General features: G+C 67.5%; 15 protein-coding genes and 1 tRNA gene. 2 read left to right on the forward strand and 14 right to left on the reverse strand.

Annotation, left to right across the window (positions count from 1 at the left end; translation table 11 throughout):
- Positions 1-101: 101 nt before the first annotated feature.
- Positions 102-968, forward strand: coding sequence for a LysR family transcriptional regulator (locus ACSQ86_RS05985; RefSeq protein WP_436293916.1), 867 nt, complete (start codon positions 102-104; stop codon positions 966-968).
- A 24-nt stretch (positions 969-992) separates the two neighbouring features.
- Here the strand turns inward: ACSQ86_RS05985 and ACSQ86_RS05990 are convergent, their stop codons facing one another.
- The 6 genes from ACSQ86_RS05990 to ACSQ86_RS06015 form a co-directional block, all read right to left on the reverse strand.
- Positions 993-2,399 carry an amidase gene (locus ACSQ86_RS05990; RefSeq protein ID WP_436302990.1) on the reverse strand — a complete coding sequence of 469 codons (1,407 nt, stop codon included), beginning with the start codon at positions 2,397-2,399 and terminating at the stop codon, positions 993-995.
- Between the two features lie 55 nt (positions 2,400-2,454).
- Entirely contained in the window at positions 2,455-3,945 is a 1,491-nt protein-coding gene (locus ACSQ86_RS05995; protein ID WP_436302991.1) for an ABC transporter substrate-binding protein, read from the reverse strand.
- Positions 3,946-4,029: 84 nt separating this feature from the next.
- Complete coding sequence (locus ACSQ86_RS06000; RefSeq protein WP_436302993.1) at positions 4,030-4,842, reverse strand: ATP-binding cassette domain-containing protein; 813 nt, start codon at positions 4,840-4,842, stop codon at positions 4,030-4,032.
- On the reverse strand, positions 4,839-5,825 hold the full coding sequence (locus ACSQ86_RS06005; RefSeq protein WP_436302994.1) for an ABC transporter ATP-binding protein: 987 nt from the start codon (positions 5,823-5,825) through the stop codon (positions 4,839-4,841). The genes ACSQ86_RS06000 and ACSQ86_RS06005 overlap by 4 nt, the downstream gene beginning before the upstream one ends.
- Positions 5,826-5,835: 10 nt before the next feature.
- A complete protein-coding gene (locus ACSQ86_RS06010) occupies positions 5,836-6,717 on the reverse strand; it encodes an ABC transporter permease (protein WP_093109036.1) in 882 nt (293 codons plus the stop codon).
- Positions 6,714-7,664 (reverse strand): ABC transporter permease, encoded by a 951-nt coding sequence (locus ACSQ86_RS06015; RefSeq protein ID WP_093109035.1) that lies wholly within the window; start codon positions 7,662-7,664, stop codon positions 6,714-6,716. The genes ACSQ86_RS06010 and ACSQ86_RS06015 overlap by 4 nt, the downstream gene beginning before the upstream one ends.
- 144 nt (positions 7,665-7,808) lie before the next feature.
- Between ACSQ86_RS06015 and ACSQ86_RS06020 the strand changes: the two genes are divergently transcribed.
- A complete protein-coding gene (locus ACSQ86_RS06020) occupies positions 7,809-8,069 on the forward strand; it encodes a YfhL family 4Fe-4S dicluster ferredoxin (RefSeq protein WP_093109034.1) in 261 nt (86 codons plus the stop codon).
- A 188-nt stretch (positions 8,070-8,257) separates the two neighbouring features.
- Here the strand turns inward: ACSQ86_RS06020 and ACSQ86_RS06025 are convergent, their stop codons facing one another.
- From ACSQ86_RS06025 to ACSQ86_RS06060, 8 genes are all read right to left on the reverse strand, one after another.
- Positions 8,258-8,518, reverse strand: a complete 261-nt coding sequence (locus tag ACSQ86_RS06025; protein WP_093109033.1) for a hypothetical protein — start codon at positions 8,516-8,518, stop codon at positions 8,258-8,260.
- A 31-nt stretch (positions 8,519-8,549) separates the two neighbouring features.
- A complete protein-coding gene (gene pth, locus ACSQ86_RS06030) occupies positions 8,550-9,182 on the reverse strand; it encodes an aminoacyl-tRNA hydrolase (RefSeq protein WP_436293910.1) in 633 nt (210 codons plus the stop codon).
- A gap of 78 nt (positions 9,183-9,260) precedes the next feature.
- Positions 9,261-9,923, reverse strand: coding sequence for a 50S ribosomal protein L25/general stress protein Ctc (locus ACSQ86_RS06035; RefSeq protein WP_436302996.1), 663 nt, complete (start codon positions 9,921-9,923; stop codon positions 9,261-9,263).
- 96 nt (positions 9,924-10,019) lie between these two features.
- The gene (locus ACSQ86_RS06040) at positions 10,020-10,994 is read right to left on the reverse strand and encodes a ribose-phosphate pyrophosphokinase (RefSeq protein WP_126838506.1); all 975 of its coding nucleotides are present in this window, start codon (positions 10,992-10,994) and stop codon (positions 10,020-10,022) included.
- A 78-nt stretch (positions 10,995-11,072) separates the two neighbouring features.
- Positions 11,073-11,149, reverse strand: a tRNA-Gln gene (locus ACSQ86_RS06045).
- Positions 11,150-11,217: 68 nt separating this feature from the next.
- Positions 11,218-12,078, reverse strand: coding sequence for a 4-(cytidine 5'-diphospho)-2-C-methyl-D-erythritol kinase (gene ispE / locus ACSQ86_RS06050; protein ID WP_436302997.1), 861 nt, complete (start codon positions 12,076-12,078; stop codon positions 11,218-11,220).
- Entirely contained in the window at positions 12,075-12,566 is a 492-nt protein-coding gene (locus ACSQ86_RS06055; RefSeq protein ID WP_436302998.1) for a lipoprotein insertase outer membrane protein LolB, read from the reverse strand. The genes ispE and ACSQ86_RS06055 overlap by 4 nt, the downstream gene beginning before the upstream one ends.
- Complete coding sequence (locus tag ACSQ86_RS06060) at positions 12,563-14,386, reverse strand: tetratricopeptide repeat protein (RefSeq protein ID WP_436302999.1); 1,824 nt, start codon at positions 14,384-14,386, stop codon at positions 12,563-12,565. The genes ACSQ86_RS06055 and ACSQ86_RS06060 overlap by 4 nt, the downstream gene beginning before the upstream one ends.
- Positions 14,387-14,461: the final 75 nt, after the last annotated feature.

The following is a 14,461-nucleotide window of genomic DNA, read 5'->3' on the forward strand; positions in this document are numbered from 1 at the left end:
TCCTTTTCGGTGGTTGGTGCCGCCATTGTGGAAAGATCGATGACATCGGAAAAGCGGGAAGATATGATGCTTGTCATCTGTTTTACGAATGGATAGAGCCAATGCAGACCTTCGACCTCGAGCAGCTGAGAACCTTCGTCGCTGTCACCGAAGCGGGCAGCCTCACGGCAGCGGCGCCGCAGATCTTCCTCTCGCAGTCCGCCGTCAGCGAGCAGATGCGCAAGCTCGAGGAGCGCGCCGGCCAGTCGCTGCTGACGCGCAGCAAGGCCGGCGTGGCGCCCACGGCAGCGGGCATCCGTTTGCTGGCGCATGCGCATCGGCTTCTGGCGCTCTCCGACGAAGCCTTCAGGGACATGCGCGGCGAGACGCTGCAGGGCGAACTGCGGCTTGCGGTCACCGACTATTTCAGGCCGGGCGATCTGACCCGGCTGTTGAGCCGCCTCGGCGAGAGCTATCCGCAGGTGCGTTTGCACGTGAGCATCCTCAAGAGCGGCGCGATCGAGGCCGGGTATGCGAAGGGCGACTTCGACGTCGGCCTGTCGATGCGCATCACCGGCACGCCGGGCGCCGCGGCCAGGTCGGATGCGCCGGTGCTGTGCCGCGAGTCGCTGGCGTGGATGGGCGCGGCCGGCCTGCGCATCGCACGCGGCGAGCCGCTGCGCCTGCTGGTCTTGCCCGACACCTGCTCGCTGCACCAGTTCACGGTGCAACTGCTGCAGAAGCGGCGCGTGCCCTATGCGGTGGCCCACGTGGCTTCGGGCGTGGCCGGCCTGCAGTCGGCACTGGCGGCCGGATTGGGCGTGGCCTGCCTCAACGAATCGGCGCTGTGCGAGGGCGTGGCGCGCCTGCCGCCACCGCATGGCCTGCCGGCGCTGCCGCGGGTGGCCTTCCATTTCCTGCCGGCCCGGCGCGGCGAATCCGATTTCGTCGCGCGTGCGCGTGAACTGCTGGCTTCGCACCTCGTCTGAGGTGCGGGGCCGGCAGCGCCAAGCTCAGGCGCCGGGCGGTTCCGGCCAGGGCCGCTGCGGCTCGCGGATCAGTTCGAAGGCACGCGAGATCTTGAGTACGCCGAGATCGTCGAAGCGCTGCCCCGCGATCTGCAACCCGATCGGCAAGCCTTCGCTGGTGTAGCCGCAATTGATCGACGCGGCCGGCTGCTCCGACATGTTGAAAGGCACGGTGAAGCCGATGTGCTCGAGCGGCCGCAGCGGGTCGTTGGTGGGCGAGGGCAGTTCGGCGGCTGCCGGGGAGTTCGGCGCGGTGGGCGAGATCACGTAGTCGAAGCTTGCGCAGGCCGCCACCGCCGCGACGCGCGTCGCATGGAACTGGCTGAAGGCGCGGAACACGTGTTCGCCGCTGAAGGCCGCTGCGCTCTCGGCCCATTCGCGGATGTAGGGCAGGACCTTCGTGCGCTGCGCGGGCGGGAGCGCGTTCATGTCCACCAGCGAGCGCATGCGCCACAGGTGGTCCATGCCGTCGAGCATGGCCTGCGACATGAAGGGCTGCATCGGCTCGACGATGGCGCCGGCCTGCTCGAAGAGGCGCGCCGCATGCTCGACCGCCGCGCGGATCTCGGGCTCGACCGCGAGGCCGCAGCCGGCATCGAGCAAAAGGCCGATGCGCAGGCCGCGCAGGTGATCCGCAGCGACATCGAACTCGGACCACGCGATGTCCTGCGCCGGCAGGCTCATGCTGTCGCGCACGTCGGGCCGGGCCAGGGCTTGCATCATCAGTGCGGCATCGGCAACGCTGCGCGTCATCGGGCCGGCCGCACGGCCCATGTAGGGCGGATCGATCGGGATCCGGCCCAGGCTGGGCTTGAGCGTGAAGATGCCGCACCAGCCGGCCGGCAGCCTGAGCGAGCCGCCGATGTCGGTGCCGATGTGCAGTGGGCCGTAGCCTGCGGCCGCTGCGGCACCTGCGCCGGCGCTCGATCCGCCCGGGGTCTTGCGCAGGTCCCAGGGGTTGCGTGCTAGCGTGTGGAAGCTCGAGAGGCCGGAGGACAGCATCCCATAGTCGGGCATGGTGGTCTTGCTCACGATCACCACGCCGGCTTCCTTGAGGCGAGCGGCCGGCGGCGCATCGGCCGCGGCGGGACGCAGTTCGACGGCAGCCGTGCCGGCCGGCATCGGATCGCCGCGCGTCGCGATGTTCTCCTTGATCGTCGTCGGTACGCCGTCGAGCGGGCCGAGCGGCTCGCCGCGCCGCCAGCGCGCTTCCGAAGCGCGCGCCTGTTCGAGCGCGGCTTCGGGGCGCAGCAGCCAAGTGGCCTGCAGATGGGGCTCCCAGCGCGCGATGTGATCGAGCACGGCTTGCGTGACTTCGACCGGCGAGAGGCTGGCGTCGCGGTAGGCGGTGGCGAGTTCCTGTGCGGACAGGTCGTACAGGCGGGTGCTCACTCGGCAGCCTCCGCGCTGCGCGCTGCGGCGTTCGCCTTGGGGGCGGCCCGGCGCCTCACGACCACGACAGCGCCGACAGATCGTTGGCGAAGATCGGCATGTCCTTCCAGAGTCCTTTCACGCCCTTCTTCGCGATGGTCGGGAACTGGGGCTGGAACAGGAAGCCGTTGGCCGCGTCGGCGGCGAGCAGCTTCTGCGCGTCGCCGAGCAGCTTGACGCGCTCGGCCGGATTGGGCGTGGTCTTGATCTTGTCGAACAGCGCGTTGAATTCCTTCGACTGGTAGCCCCAGTAGTAGTCCGACTTGGCGTAGTTGCCGAGATCGAAGGGCTCCACGTGCGAGATGATCGTCAGGTCGTAGTCCTTGTTGCCGTAGGTGCCGCTCAACCACTGCGCCCATTCGACGTTCTGCACCTTCACGGTGATGCCGATCTTGGCCAGCTGCGCGACGATCACCTCGCCACCCTGGCGCGCATAGGGCGGGGGCGGCAGCGTCATCGTGAGTTCGAGCGGCGTCTTGACGCCGGCTTCGGCGAGCAGGGCCTTGGCCTTCTCGATGTTGAAGGGATTGACGGCGGTGGTGTCCACGAAGCCGGTGGCGCCCGGCACGTAGTGGCTGCCGATCGGCACGCCGAAGCCGTCGGCGGCGCCTTCGACGACGGCCTTGCGGTCGATGGCCGCCGAGATCGCGCGGCGCACGCGCACGTCGTCCAGCGGCTTCTTCTTGTTGTTGAAGGCCAGGATGGTCTTGGCGCGCGAGCCGCCGAGGATCACCTGGAACTGCGGGTTGTTCTTGAACTGCGGAACGATGCGCGTCGCCGCGCGCGGAAAGGCGTCGACGTCGCCGGCCAGGAGCGATGCGGCCTGCGCGGCCGGATCGGAAATGAAGCGGAAGGTGACCTTGCGAATCTTCGCCGTGCCGGGGTTGCGGAAGCCCTCCCACTTGCTCAGCGCCAGCGAAGAGCCCTTGCTCCAGCTGTCGAGCTTGTAGGGGCCCGTGCCGACCGGCTTGGTGGCGTTGGTGTCCGCGCTCTTGGGCTCGACGATGACGGCGGTTGCCTGGCCCAGCACGAACAGGAGGTCGGGGTCGATCTCCTTGTTGATGATCACCACGGTGTTGGCATCGACCGCCTGCGTCGTCATGTTGGCGAAGGTGCGCTTGTCCTTGTTGGTGCTCTTCTCGCCGCCGGCGCGGTCGAAGGAGAACTTGACCGTCTGCGCATTGAAGGGCTCGCCGTTCTGGAACTTGACGCCCTGGCGCAGCTTGAAGGTGTAGGTGCGCAGATCCGGCGACACCTCCCAGCTCTCGGCCAAGAGCGGTGTGACGCTGCCGTCGGCGTTGATCTTGGTCAGCGTTTCCAGCACGTTGTATTGCACGATCTCGGCGATCGCGGCAGCGGCGCCCGCGGTCGGGTCCAGGCCCGGCGGTTCCAGCGCCATGCCGAGCACGATCGAATCCTTGCGGCCCTGCGCCAGCGCCGCTTGCGGCAGCGCGAGCGGCACGGTGGCCAGTGCGGCGGTGGTCAGAAGGGTGCGGCGTTTCAACATGGTCAGGGCTCCAGGAAAAAACTGAGAAGAAGAAAGCAATCGTTACATCATGCGCGAGCGGCCTCGCCGGCGGCAAGCATTTGCTTATGGCCTGGCCGCAGGCTCAGCGCGTGGTACCGCAGCGAGCAAGGCTTGGGTATAGGGGTGTTCCGCATGCGCGAACAGTCGCTGCGGCGTGCCGCGCTCGACCACCAATCCGCGGTGCAGCACGCAGACCTCGTCGCACAGGTGGTTGACCACCGCGAGGTCGTGGCTGATCAGCAGGTAGCTGATGCCGAACTGCTGCTGCAGGTCCTGCATGAGGTTCAGCACCTGCGCCTGGACCGAGACGTCGAGCGCGCTCACCGGCTCGTCGGCCACGATCAGCTTGGGCCGCGTGATCAGCGCCCGCGCGATCGCGATGCGCTGGCGCTGGCCGCCGGAGAACTCGTGCGGGTATTTGCCGAGGTCGCTGGCCCGCAGGCCGACGGCGGCGAGCGATTCGGCGGCGCGCTCGCGCTGCTCGGCGCGACTGGTTTCGGCCAGCGCCTCGAGCGGCTCGGCGACGATGCGGGCCACGGTCTGGCGCGGGTCGAGCGAACCGTAGGGGTCCTGGAACACCATCTGCACGTCGCGCCGCGCCGCGCGCAGTTCTTCCTTGGGCAGCGCATGGAGGTCGCGCCCGAGCAGCTTGACGGTGCCCGAAGTGGGCTTGTCGAGCGCCATCACCAGACGCGCGATGGTCGATTTGCCCGAGCCCGATTCGCCGACGATGCCCAGGCTCCGTCCCGGGCGCAGGCTGAAGCTCACGCCGTTGAGGGCCTTGACCGTTGGTCGCGGGCCGAGCAATTTTTCGCGCGGCAGCGCGTAGTGGCGAACGAGGTCGCTGACTTCGAGGAGTGGCAAGCCTGTAGTCATGCGCCGGCCTCTTGCGCAGCGACCTCTTCGAGCCGAATGCAGCGCACCTGGTGGTTGTGCGGCATCTGCGTGGCCGGCGGCCGCGTCGTATGGCAGTCGTCGATCGTGAAGCGGCAACGGCCCGCGAAGGGGCAGCCCGGCGGCAGGTCGACCAGCTCGGGCACGCTGCCTTTGATGGTCGCGAGCTTCAGGCCGCGCGGTGCGCCGAGCGCGGGGCGCGCGGCGAACAGGCCCTGCGTGTAGGGATGCGCACGTTCGGCAAAAACGGCCGCGGTCGGCCCGCTCTCGACCACGCTGCCGCCATACATCACGAGCATCTTCGAGACGTTCTGCGCGATCACGCCCAGGTCGTGCGAGATCAGGATCAGCGCCATGCCGCGCTCGGCCACCAGGCTCTGGATCAGCTCGAGGATCTGCTTCTGGATCGTGACGTCGAGCGCGGTCGTCGGCTCGTCGGCGATCAGCAGGTCGGGGCCGCAGGCCAACGCCATCGCGATGCCGATGCGCTGGCGCTGGCCGCCCGAGAACTGGTGCGGATAGGCATCGAGCCGCGATGCGGCATCGGGGATGCCGACGCGTTCGAGCAGCGCCAGCGCTTCCTTGCGCGCGTCGGCGTTCGACAGCCCGCGGTGCAGCCTGAGCGGCTCGCCGACCTGGCGCGCGATGGTGTGGACCGGGTTCAGTGCCGTCATCGGCTCCTGGAAGATCATGCCGATGCGGTTGCCGCGGATCTCGCACATCGCACGCTCGGGCAGGCCGACGAGCTCGCTGCCGTCGAAGCGGATGCTGCCCGTGACCTTGGCGCTGGCCGGCAGGAGCCCCATCAGCGACTGCACCGTGATCGACTTGCCGCAGCCCGATTCGCCGACGATGCCCATCGTCTCGCCGCGCTCCAGCGTGAAGCCGATGCCGCGCACCGCCTCGGCGGGACCGCGCTGTGTCTGCAGCTGGACGTGAAGGTTGTCGACTTCGAGCAGAGGCATGGTGCGGGATCTAGCGGGCACGGGCCAGGCGCGGGTCCAGCAGGTCGCGCAGACCGTCACCGAGCAGGTTGAGGCCGAGCACTGCGAACGCGATCGCCATACCCGGAAAGACCGCCAGCAGCGGTGCCTGGAACATCATGGTCTGTGCCTCGCTGAGCATGCGGCCCCAGGAGGGCTGCGGCGGCTGCGTGCCGAGGCCAAGGTAGGAGAGGGCGGCCTCGGCCAGGATTGCGATCGCGAAGCGGATCGTGATCTGCACGATCAGCACGGCCGAGATGTTGGGCAGCACGTGCTGCATGGTGATCGCGAACGCGCCCTTGCCGCAGGCGCGCGCGGCCGCCACGTACTCGCGCGACCAGATCGCGTTGGCCGATGCGCGCGTGATGCGCGCGAAGGTCGGAATGTTGTAGATGCCGATGGCGATGATCGCGTTGACGATGCCGGCGCCGAACACCGCCGTCATCATGATGGCCGACAGGATGGCGGGAAAGGCCATCGAGAAGTCGGTGAAGCGCATGATCGCTTCCTCCACCCAGCCGCGCCGCGCCGCGGCGAGCAGGCCGAGCGCGGTGCCCACCACCAGGCCGATGCCGACCGCGATCACGCCGACCAGGATGGACGCGCGCGCCCCCACCAGCAGCAGCGAAGCCACGTCGCGGCCGAAGGTGTCGGTGCCCAGCCAGTGCGCGCCGTTCGGCGGCTTGAGTTTGTTGGCGATGTCCATCTCGTAGGGGGACCACGGCGTCCAGACCAGCGAGACGGCGGCCGCGAGCAGCAGCAGCAGCGTGAGCACGGCGCCGATGGTGAAGCTGCGATGGTGCAGTGCGCGGCGCCAGAAGCCGGGCACCTTGAAGGCGGCCGCACTCGGTACGGCGCTGGGAACTGCGCTCATATGTCGCTGGCCTTGATGCGTGGGTCGATGACGGCGTAGAGCACGTCGACCACGAAGTTGACGATGACGACCATCGCGGCCAGCAGCATCACGCAGTTGCGCACCACGATCAGGTCGCGGTTACTGATGGCTTGGAAGATCAGCCGCCCGAGGCCTGGCAGGTAGAACACGTTCTCCACCACGATGGTGCCGGCCAGCAGCTCGGAGAACTGCATGCCCATCACGGTGATCACCGGGATCAGCGCGTTGCGCAGCACATGGGTCCACAGCACGGCCCGCTGCGAAACGCCCTTGGCGCGCGCGGTGCGCACGAAGTCTTCGCGCATCACTTCGAGCACGGCCGAGCGCGTGATGCGCGCCAGGATCGCCGCCTGCACCACCGCGAGCGAGAGGGCCGGCAAGAGCAGCGCCTTGAGCCCCGCGAACACGCCTTCCTCCCAGCCTTCGAAGCCGCCGGCCGAGAACCATTGCAGCTGCACCGAGAAGACGAGGATCAGCAGGATCGCGAACCAGAAGTTGGGGATGGCGATGCCCACCTGTGTCAGGCCCATCAGGCCGACGTCGCCAAGCTTGTTGTGGCGCGCCGCCGCCGTCACGCCCACGATGAGCGCCAGCACGGTGGTGAGGGTCATCGCGAGCAGCGCCAGCGGCACGGTCAGCGCGAGGCGCTCGAGGATCAGGTCGAGCACCGGCGAGCTGTAGGCGTAGCTGTCGCCGAGCTCGCCGGTCAGCAGGCCGCCGATCCAGTGCCAGTAGCGGGTCCAGGCCGGCTGGTCGAGCCCGAGCTTGGCGGCCAGCGCCGCCACCGCGTCGGGCGAGGCGTCCGGGCCCATGAGCATCTGCGCGGCATTGCCGGGCAGGATCTCGAGCACGAGGAAGACGATGACGGAAGCGCCGATCAGGGTGGCGATCAGCGTCACGAAGCGCTTGAACAGGAACAGGCTCATAGGGCGGGGGGCAGCATAACCCGACGCAACGACCATGCTTGAACTGTTTGCCCCCACATTCGGCGCTTCGCGTCCTCAATGCCCCTCGTGGGGGCTTCGGCCGCCTTGGGGCGGCCCAGCGGCGGCCGGCGGATAATTCGCGCCATGGCCCTCATGATCACCGACGAATGCATCAACTGCGATGTGTGCGAACCGGAGTGCCCCAACGACGCGATCTACATGGGCGTGGAGATCTACGAGATCGACCCGCACAAGTGCACCGAGTGCGTCGGCCACTTCGACGAGCCGCAGTGCGTGCAGGTGTGCCCGGTGGCCTGCATCCCGAAGAATCCCGCGCATCTGGAGACGCGCGAGACCTTGTGGCAGAAGTTCCAGCGGCTGACTGCCGCCAAGGCGGCTTCCTAGCTTTTCGCCGGGCTCTTGCTGCCGGCCTTCGCGGCCTTTTTCTTCGCCGTTGCGACCGGGTCGTGCGCGCTGAAGTAGTCGGATTCCTTCTTGCTCTTCCTCTTTTTCTGCGCGACGCCCGGGCCTTGCGATGAATCCGGCTTCGCGTTGAGCGGCTTGTTGTCGATCAGCGTGGCTGCGCGGCGTGCCTACGCGGCCTCCTGGCGGACACGCTCCCGCTCCAGCCGGTCGGCGGCAGCCCGGGCCTCGCGCGTCGCGCCATCGGCTTCGCGTTTTTGCGTCGCGTCGCGCGCGTCGTCGAGATCGATTGCCTTGCCATCCTTGCAGGGCTGGTCGGTGTAGGTGTTGCCGCAGCGCCAGGTCTCCGTGCCTGCGTGGGCTGCAAGCGGCGCCAGTTGAGCGCAGGCCGCCGCCAGGAGGGCGGCGATCGGTGCTGGTGACAGTTTCATTTTTTGTCTCTCTCCCTTGGTTCACGTTCCGCTAGCCCGCGGCGGGTGTACCCCCGTCGCCCGGCTCGCGCCGCGGCGGTTTGGGGCGCGGCGGCTTGCTCGTGTGAATGAGCAGGGTCGCCTTGTCCATCTCGCCGGCCACCAGAGCCGGGAAGGCATGCAGGGTGCGGGCGATCGCGTCGTCGATCGCTTCGCGTTGCTCCTTGAGCGGCTTCTTCAACACCCACCCGACCACCTCGGACTTCACGCCCGGATGGCCGATGCCGAGGCGCAGACGCCAGTAGTCGCCGGTGCCGAGCTGCGCGTGGATGTCGCGCAGGCCGTTGTGGCCGGCATGGCTGCCCCCGAGCTTCAGCTTGGCCTGGCCGGGCACCACGTCGAGTTCGTCGTGCACAACCAGGATTTCGTTCGGCTCGATCTTGAAGAAGCGGGCCAGCGCGGCAACCGACTTGCCCGAGAGGTTCATGAAGGTCTGCGGCTCGAGCAGCCATACGGGCTGCCCGCCCACCTGCATGCGCGCGACCAGGCCGTGGTAGGCGCGCTCGGGCGAGAGCGTGAGCTTGCGGTCGCGCGCGAGCGCATCGATCCACCAGAAGCCCGCGTTGTGCCGCGTGGCTTCGTACTCCGGGCCGGGGTTGCCCAGGCCGACGAACAACTTGATCATGGAGCCGGATTATCGGTGGCTGGCCCAAAGAAAACGGCCCGCGCGAGGCGGGCCGTTGGCTGGAGGGCGCGGGAAGAATTACTTCTTCTTGGCAGGCGCAGCCTTGGCGTCCGTCTTGGCGGCGGCCGGGGCGCCTTCTGCCGGGGCGGCGCCTTCGGCGGCCGGCGCGGCTTCTTCAGCGACCAGCGGCGGCACGGCCGACACGAGCACCGGGTTGACCTTGCCGTGGCTCACGAACTTCACACCCTTGGGCAGGGTGATGTCGTTGACGTGGAGCGTGGCGTTCTTCGTCAGGCCGGTGAGGTCGACCTCGATGAACTCGGGCAGGTCGGCCGGCAGGCAGCTGACTTCGATTTCGGTCATCACGTGGTTCACGAGGTTGTGGTCCAGCTTGACGGCCGTGGACTCTTCCTCGCCCTTGTAGTGCAGGGGCACCTTGACGGTCATGCGGGTGCGGGCATCGACGCGCTGGAAGTCGACGTGCTGCACGAGCGGACGGAACGGGTGGTATTGCACGTCGCGCAGCAGGACCTTGGTCGTGGCGCCGGCGAGTTCCATCTCGAGGATGGACGAGTGGAAGGCTTCCTTCTTGAGGGCATGCCACAGCGCGTTGTGATCGAGCTCGATCAGCTGCGGCTGGCCTTCGCCACCGTAGACGATACCGGGCGTCTTGCCCGTGATGCGGAGACGGCGGCTCGCACCCGTGCCCTGCTTTGCGCGCTCATAAGCGACGAATTTCATAACTACTCCTGTGGAAGTCGACCGCGACCAGTGCGACTCCGGTTTCAACATGGGCTCCTCGAAGAGAGCCCGGCTTCTTGCTCAGACCAGGCTCTTCTAAAAGAGATTTTCCTGGTCCGAAAACAAACTCATCACCGACTCGCCCTTGGCAATGCGCTGGATCGTCTCTGCGATCAGCGGCGCCACGGAGAGCTGGCGGATCTTGGTGCAGCCCGTCGCGACGCTGGACAGCGGGATCGTGTTGGTCACGACCACTTCGTCGAGCGCGCTGCCCTGGGCGATCCGCTCGATGGCGGGGCCCGAGAAGATCGGGTGCGTGCAATAGGCGTACACCTTCTTGGCGCCGCGTTCCTTCAGGACCTCGGCCGCCTTCACCAGGGTGCCGGCCGTGTCGATCATGTCGTCCATGATCACGCAGTTGCGGCCGTCGATCTCGCCGATCACGTGCATGACCTCGCTCACGTTGGCGCGTGGACGGCGCTTGTCGATGATCGCCAGGTCGCAATTCAGCTGCTTCGCCAAGGCGCGCGCACGAACCACGCCGCCGACGTCGGGCGAGACCACGATCAGGTCTTCGTAGTTCTGCTGGCGCAGATCGCCCAAGAGCACCGGCGACGCATAGATGTTGTCGACCGGAATGTCGAAGAAGCCCTGGATCTGGTCGGCGTGCAGGTCCATGGTCAGCACGCGGGCGACGCCCACCGTTTCGAGCAGGTTGGCCACCACCTTGGCCGAGATCGGCACCCGGCTCGAGCGCGGGCGACGGTCCTGGCGCGCATAGCCGTAGTAGGGGATCACCGCACTGATGCGCTCGGCCGAAGCGCGCTTGAGCGCGTCGACCATGATGAGCAGCTCCATCAGGTTCTCGTTGGTCGGCGCGCAGGTCGACTGGACGACGAACACGTCGCGCGCCCGCACGTTCTGGTTGATCTCGACGGTGACTTCGCCGTCGGAGAAGCGACCGACGCGGGCGGCGCCCAGCGAGGTGCCCAGATGCTGCGCGATCTCTGCGGCAAGGCCAGGGTTGGCGTTGCCGGTGAAAACCATGAAATCAGGGTGGTGAACCTGCATGAGCGTCCCGGCAAAATGCATCCGGCAATGCGAAATGGCCCTTTTGGAGGGCCGCCAATCTACGTGTCAATGAAGATTTGGCAGGGGAGAAAGGATTCGAACCTTTGCATGCTGGAATCAAAATCCAGTGCCTTAACCAGCTTGGCGACTCCCCTACACGGGTCGACGACCAAGGTCGTCAACCGATATATGTCGCATCAGATCACAAAAGCGCTCTGATCTTCTAGCCCGCCCAGCCCACCAGGGGATGAACGGCCAGATTGCTGCACTTGCGAACCTGCCAGCCCGAGGGCGCCGCGGCGAGTTCCGCTTCATGCGGCATCGCTGCGAACACCGAACTCCCCGAACCGGTCATCCGGGCCTGGAGTCCTTGGCGACCGAGCCATTCGATGGCCTCGGTGACCGCGGGACAAAGCCGCTCGGCAACCGGCTGCAGATCGTTATGACCGAAGTCAAAGCTGAAACTTGTGGCTCCAGCCCCGCTGTGTGCAGCAAAGCCCGAGATTATAGCAGCGGGTGTGGCGCGTTGAAGATCCGGCGCTGCAAAAATCAGACGGGTGTCCAGTCCCTCGGGCGGCTTGGCAACGGCAAAACAGCCTGGCGGCAGCTCGATGGGGGTGATCTCTTCGCCGATTCCCTCGACCCAGGCGTTCCGTCCGCGCAGGAAGAAGGGCACATCAGCGCCCAGCGTGAGGCCGATCTGCTCCAGTTTCGATAGCGGCAGCTTCAGGTCCCACAGGCGATTGAGCGCCAGGAGACAGGTAGCGGCATCCGAGGAGCCGCCGCCCATGCCGGCCTGGGCCGGCACCTGCTTGGCAATCCCGATATGGGCGCCCTGCGGGGTTTGCGCAAAGGCCTGGAGCGCCTTCGCGGCACGCAGCACCAGGTCGTCAGCCGGCAGTGCGGTGGTGAGGTCTTCGCGGGTGATGGCACCGTCGCTGCGCGCTTCGACATGCAGGGTGTCGCACCAGTCGATCAGCATGAACACCGACTGCAGCAGGTGGTAGCCGTCCGCACGCCGGCCGGTGATGTGCAGAAAGAGGTTGAGCTTGGCCGGCGCCGGAAGGTCGTAGAGCGCCTTCATGCGCGTTCGAAGACGATGCGCAGATCGGCCCGCGGCTGAGGCGCGTCGCGGGTGGCCTGCAATCGTCCGGTGCTGATCTGGGACAGGTCTGGCCGCCAGCCCGGCACGCGCTCTTCGCGGCCGGCCAGCCAGCCGAACAGCGCAGCCACCGGAATGGCGGCACCCGTCGCCGCCTCGATGAGCGCGTCGAGCGAGTCGAAACGCCGCGTCTTGCTGCCGTCCTTCAACAGCGCTTCGCCGGGTGCCCAATGAAGCTGAGCCAGGGTGCTGCCGATCGGGCTGGTCAGCGTAAGTTCGCCGGCCCGTGGCGCGCCGCGCAGCTCGAACAGGGCCGAGAAGGTTTGTACCGGCTCGCTATCGATGCGCAGCGACAGCCGGCCGCTCCAGGCTTCCGCGCCGGTTGCGCTGGTCGGGCCGACCGGACTGGCGCAGCCTGCCAGCAGCAACACGCCGGCGCAGCCGGCGCTCAATGCCAGGCGACGGTTCAAAGCTTCACGCGCAGGCGCTTGAGCGTTTCCTGCAGCGTCTCGTTGTCGGCATCGACCAGGTGAGCTTCCTTCCAGATGGAAAGCGCACGATCGCGCTGGCCCTTGGCCCAGAGAACTTCGCCGAGATGCGCGCCGATCTCCGGGTCGGGCCGGCGCTTGTAGGCCGCTTCGAGGATGCGCATGGCTTCGTCTATGTTGCCGAGCCTGAACTCGACCCATCCGAGGCTGTCCGCGATGAACGGATCTTCCGGAGCCAGCTGCACGGCCTTCCGGATCAGCGTGCGCGCCTCTTCCAGCCGGACCTTGCGATCGGCCAGCGAGTAGCCGAGCGCGTTGTAGGCGTTCTGGTTGTCGGGCTTGAGCTCGATCAGGCGGCGCAGCAGGCGTTCCATTTCGTCGAGACGGTTCAGCTTCTCGGCCACCATGGCCCGGTCATAGATCAGGTCGGTGTCCTGAGGTGAGGAGGTGCTGGCCTCGGTCAACATGTCGTAGGCGGCCTGGTACTGCTTGGCATCGCGCAGCAGCTGGACCTCGGCCAGAAACTTCTGCTTCTTTTCGTCCGCAGTGCGTTCCGGCAAGCCGCGGACCAGCTCGCGGGCCTGGGGCAGCTTGCCCTGGCGCACCAGCAGTGCCGCGCGGCGTGTCTGCGCGCCTACCAGGTCTTCGGTGCTGTCGATGCGGCCCAGCCAGTGCTCGGCACCCGTGAAGTCTTTGCGGCGCTCCGCCAGTTGCGCCAGCAGCAAGAAGGCCTGGGTCTGGCCGCGGCTGCGCGCCTCGGCATCGCGCTGCGTGTCGGCCAGGCCGATGTAGCGCTTGAGCGAGCTTTCGGCCGCCGCGTCCTGGCGCGCCTGTGTCTGCAGGCTGCCGAGCAGCAGCCAGGGTTCGGGCAATTCGGGACGGGCCACGGTGAGCGCGGCGAGTTCCGCGCTGGCATCCTCATAGCGGCGCCCTTCCACCAGCACCCGTGCGTAGGCGACGCGCAGTTCCGGGAGTGCCTTGGGGCCCGCGAGGTAGCGCTTCACCAGCGGTTCGGCCAGCGGCTGGCCGGGGTCCATCAGTTCCAGAGCCAGCATGGCGGGGCCGTCCGAGGAAGGATCGGCTTCCTGGCCTCTTCGCGCCGCCTCGAGTGCGCCCGAGGTGTCGCCCGCTGCCAACCGCAGGCGGCCGACCGTGCTCCAGGCCGCACCGCCCGTCGCGGGGCTTTTGAGTTCGTCGGCCAACGCCTGTTCGACCACCGAAGCGGCGAGCTTCTTGTCGGTGGCTCGCGCATAGTTGCGCGCGATCACGGCCATGAGGAACGGACGTTCCACCTGCGGCGTGGCGGCCAGTTCAGCCCGCAGCGGTTCGGCGGTTTCGCCGATGCGGTTCAGCGCGATCAGGATTTGCAGCTCGAAACGCCGTGCCTCGCGCGACTCGGGCAGCGTTTCCTTCCAGGCGCGAGCAGCTGCCAGTGCGGCATCGCCGGAGCGCGCCTGCAATGCGATCTCGACCGCCCGCTGGAACACCTTGCCGTCGCGCGACCTGCGCGCAGCATCGAGGACCAGCGCGTAGCCTGAGCCCGGATCGCCGGTGCGTGCGGTCAGCTCGCCCATCAGCACTTCGTAGAACAGCTCCGCCGTGAGCGCCGAGGCCTGGGCCTTTTCGGCGCGTTGGACCGCGGCGGCCGGTGTCGTTACCGCAGGCGCGGCCGGTTCGATGATGGGAGCCGGGCTGGTCGGCGCTGCAGGGACTGGCGTTCCGGGCTGCGCCTGGACGGCGAGCGCGGCAAGAGTCAGAAGCGCGGCCGCCGCAAGGCGGGATCGGCGGAGCGATGGGGTCATCGAACCATAATAATCCAGGCTTTTGAACGATGGTCACGCGGGGGCTTCGGCCTCGGCTTCTTTTCATGTCAGCCT

The organism is Variovorax sp. LjRoot130 (assembly GCF_964253755.1).
Taxonomy (GTDB): Bacteria; Pseudomonadota; Gammaproteobacteria; order Burkholderiales; family Burkholderiaceae_C; genus Variovorax.

Coding starts and splice junctions, on each gene's coding strand:
- ACSQ86_RS05985 (WP_436293916.1), top strand. CDS start 102: ATGCAGACCTTCGACCTCGAGCAGCTGAGAACCTTCGTCGCTGTCACC.
- ACSQ86_RS05995 (WP_436302991.1), bottom strand. CDS start 3,945: ATGTTGAAACGCCGCACCCTTCTGACCACCGCCGCACTGGCCACCGTG.
- ACSQ86_RS06000 (WP_436302993.1), bottom strand. CDS start 4,842: ATGACTACAGGCTTGCCACTCCTCGAAGTCAGCGACCTCGTTCGCCAC.
- ACSQ86_RS06005 (WP_436302994.1), bottom strand. CDS start 5,825: ATGCCTCTGCTCGAAGTCGACAACCTTCACGTCCAGCTGCAGACACAG.
- ACSQ86_RS06010 (WP_093109036.1), bottom strand. CDS start 6,717: ATGAGCGCAGTTCCCAGCGCCGTACCGAGTGCGGCCGCCTTCAAGGTG.
- ACSQ86_RS06015 (WP_093109035.1), bottom strand. CDS start 7,664: ATGAGCCTGTTCCTGTTCAAGCGCTTCGTGACGCTGATCGCCACCCTG.
- ACSQ86_RS06020 (WP_093109034.1), top strand. CDS start 7,809: ATGGCCCTCATGATCACCGACGAATGCATCAACTGCGATGTGTGCGAA.
- ACSQ86_RS06025 (WP_093109033.1), bottom strand. CDS start 8,518: ATGAAACTGTCACCAGCACCGATCGCCGCCCTCCTGGCGGCGGCCTGC.
- pth (WP_436293910.1), bottom strand. CDS start 9,182: ATGATCAAGTTGTTCGTCGGCCTGGGCAACCCCGGCCCGGAGTACGAA.
- ACSQ86_RS06035 (WP_436302996.1), bottom strand. CDS start 9,923: ATGAAATTCGTCGCTTATGAGCGCGCAAAGCAGGGCACGGGTGCGAGC.
- ACSQ86_RS06040 (WP_126838506.1), bottom strand. CDS start 10,994: ATGCAGGTTCACCACCCTGATTTCATGGTTTTCACCGGCAACGCCAAC.
- ispE (WP_436302997.1), bottom strand. CDS start 12,078: ATGAAGGCGCTCTACGACCTTCCGGCGCCGGCCAAGCTCAACCTCTTT.
- ACSQ86_RS06060 (WP_436302999.1), bottom strand. CDS start 14,386: ATGACCCCATCGCTCCGCCGATCCCGCCTTGCGGCGGCCGCGCTTCTG.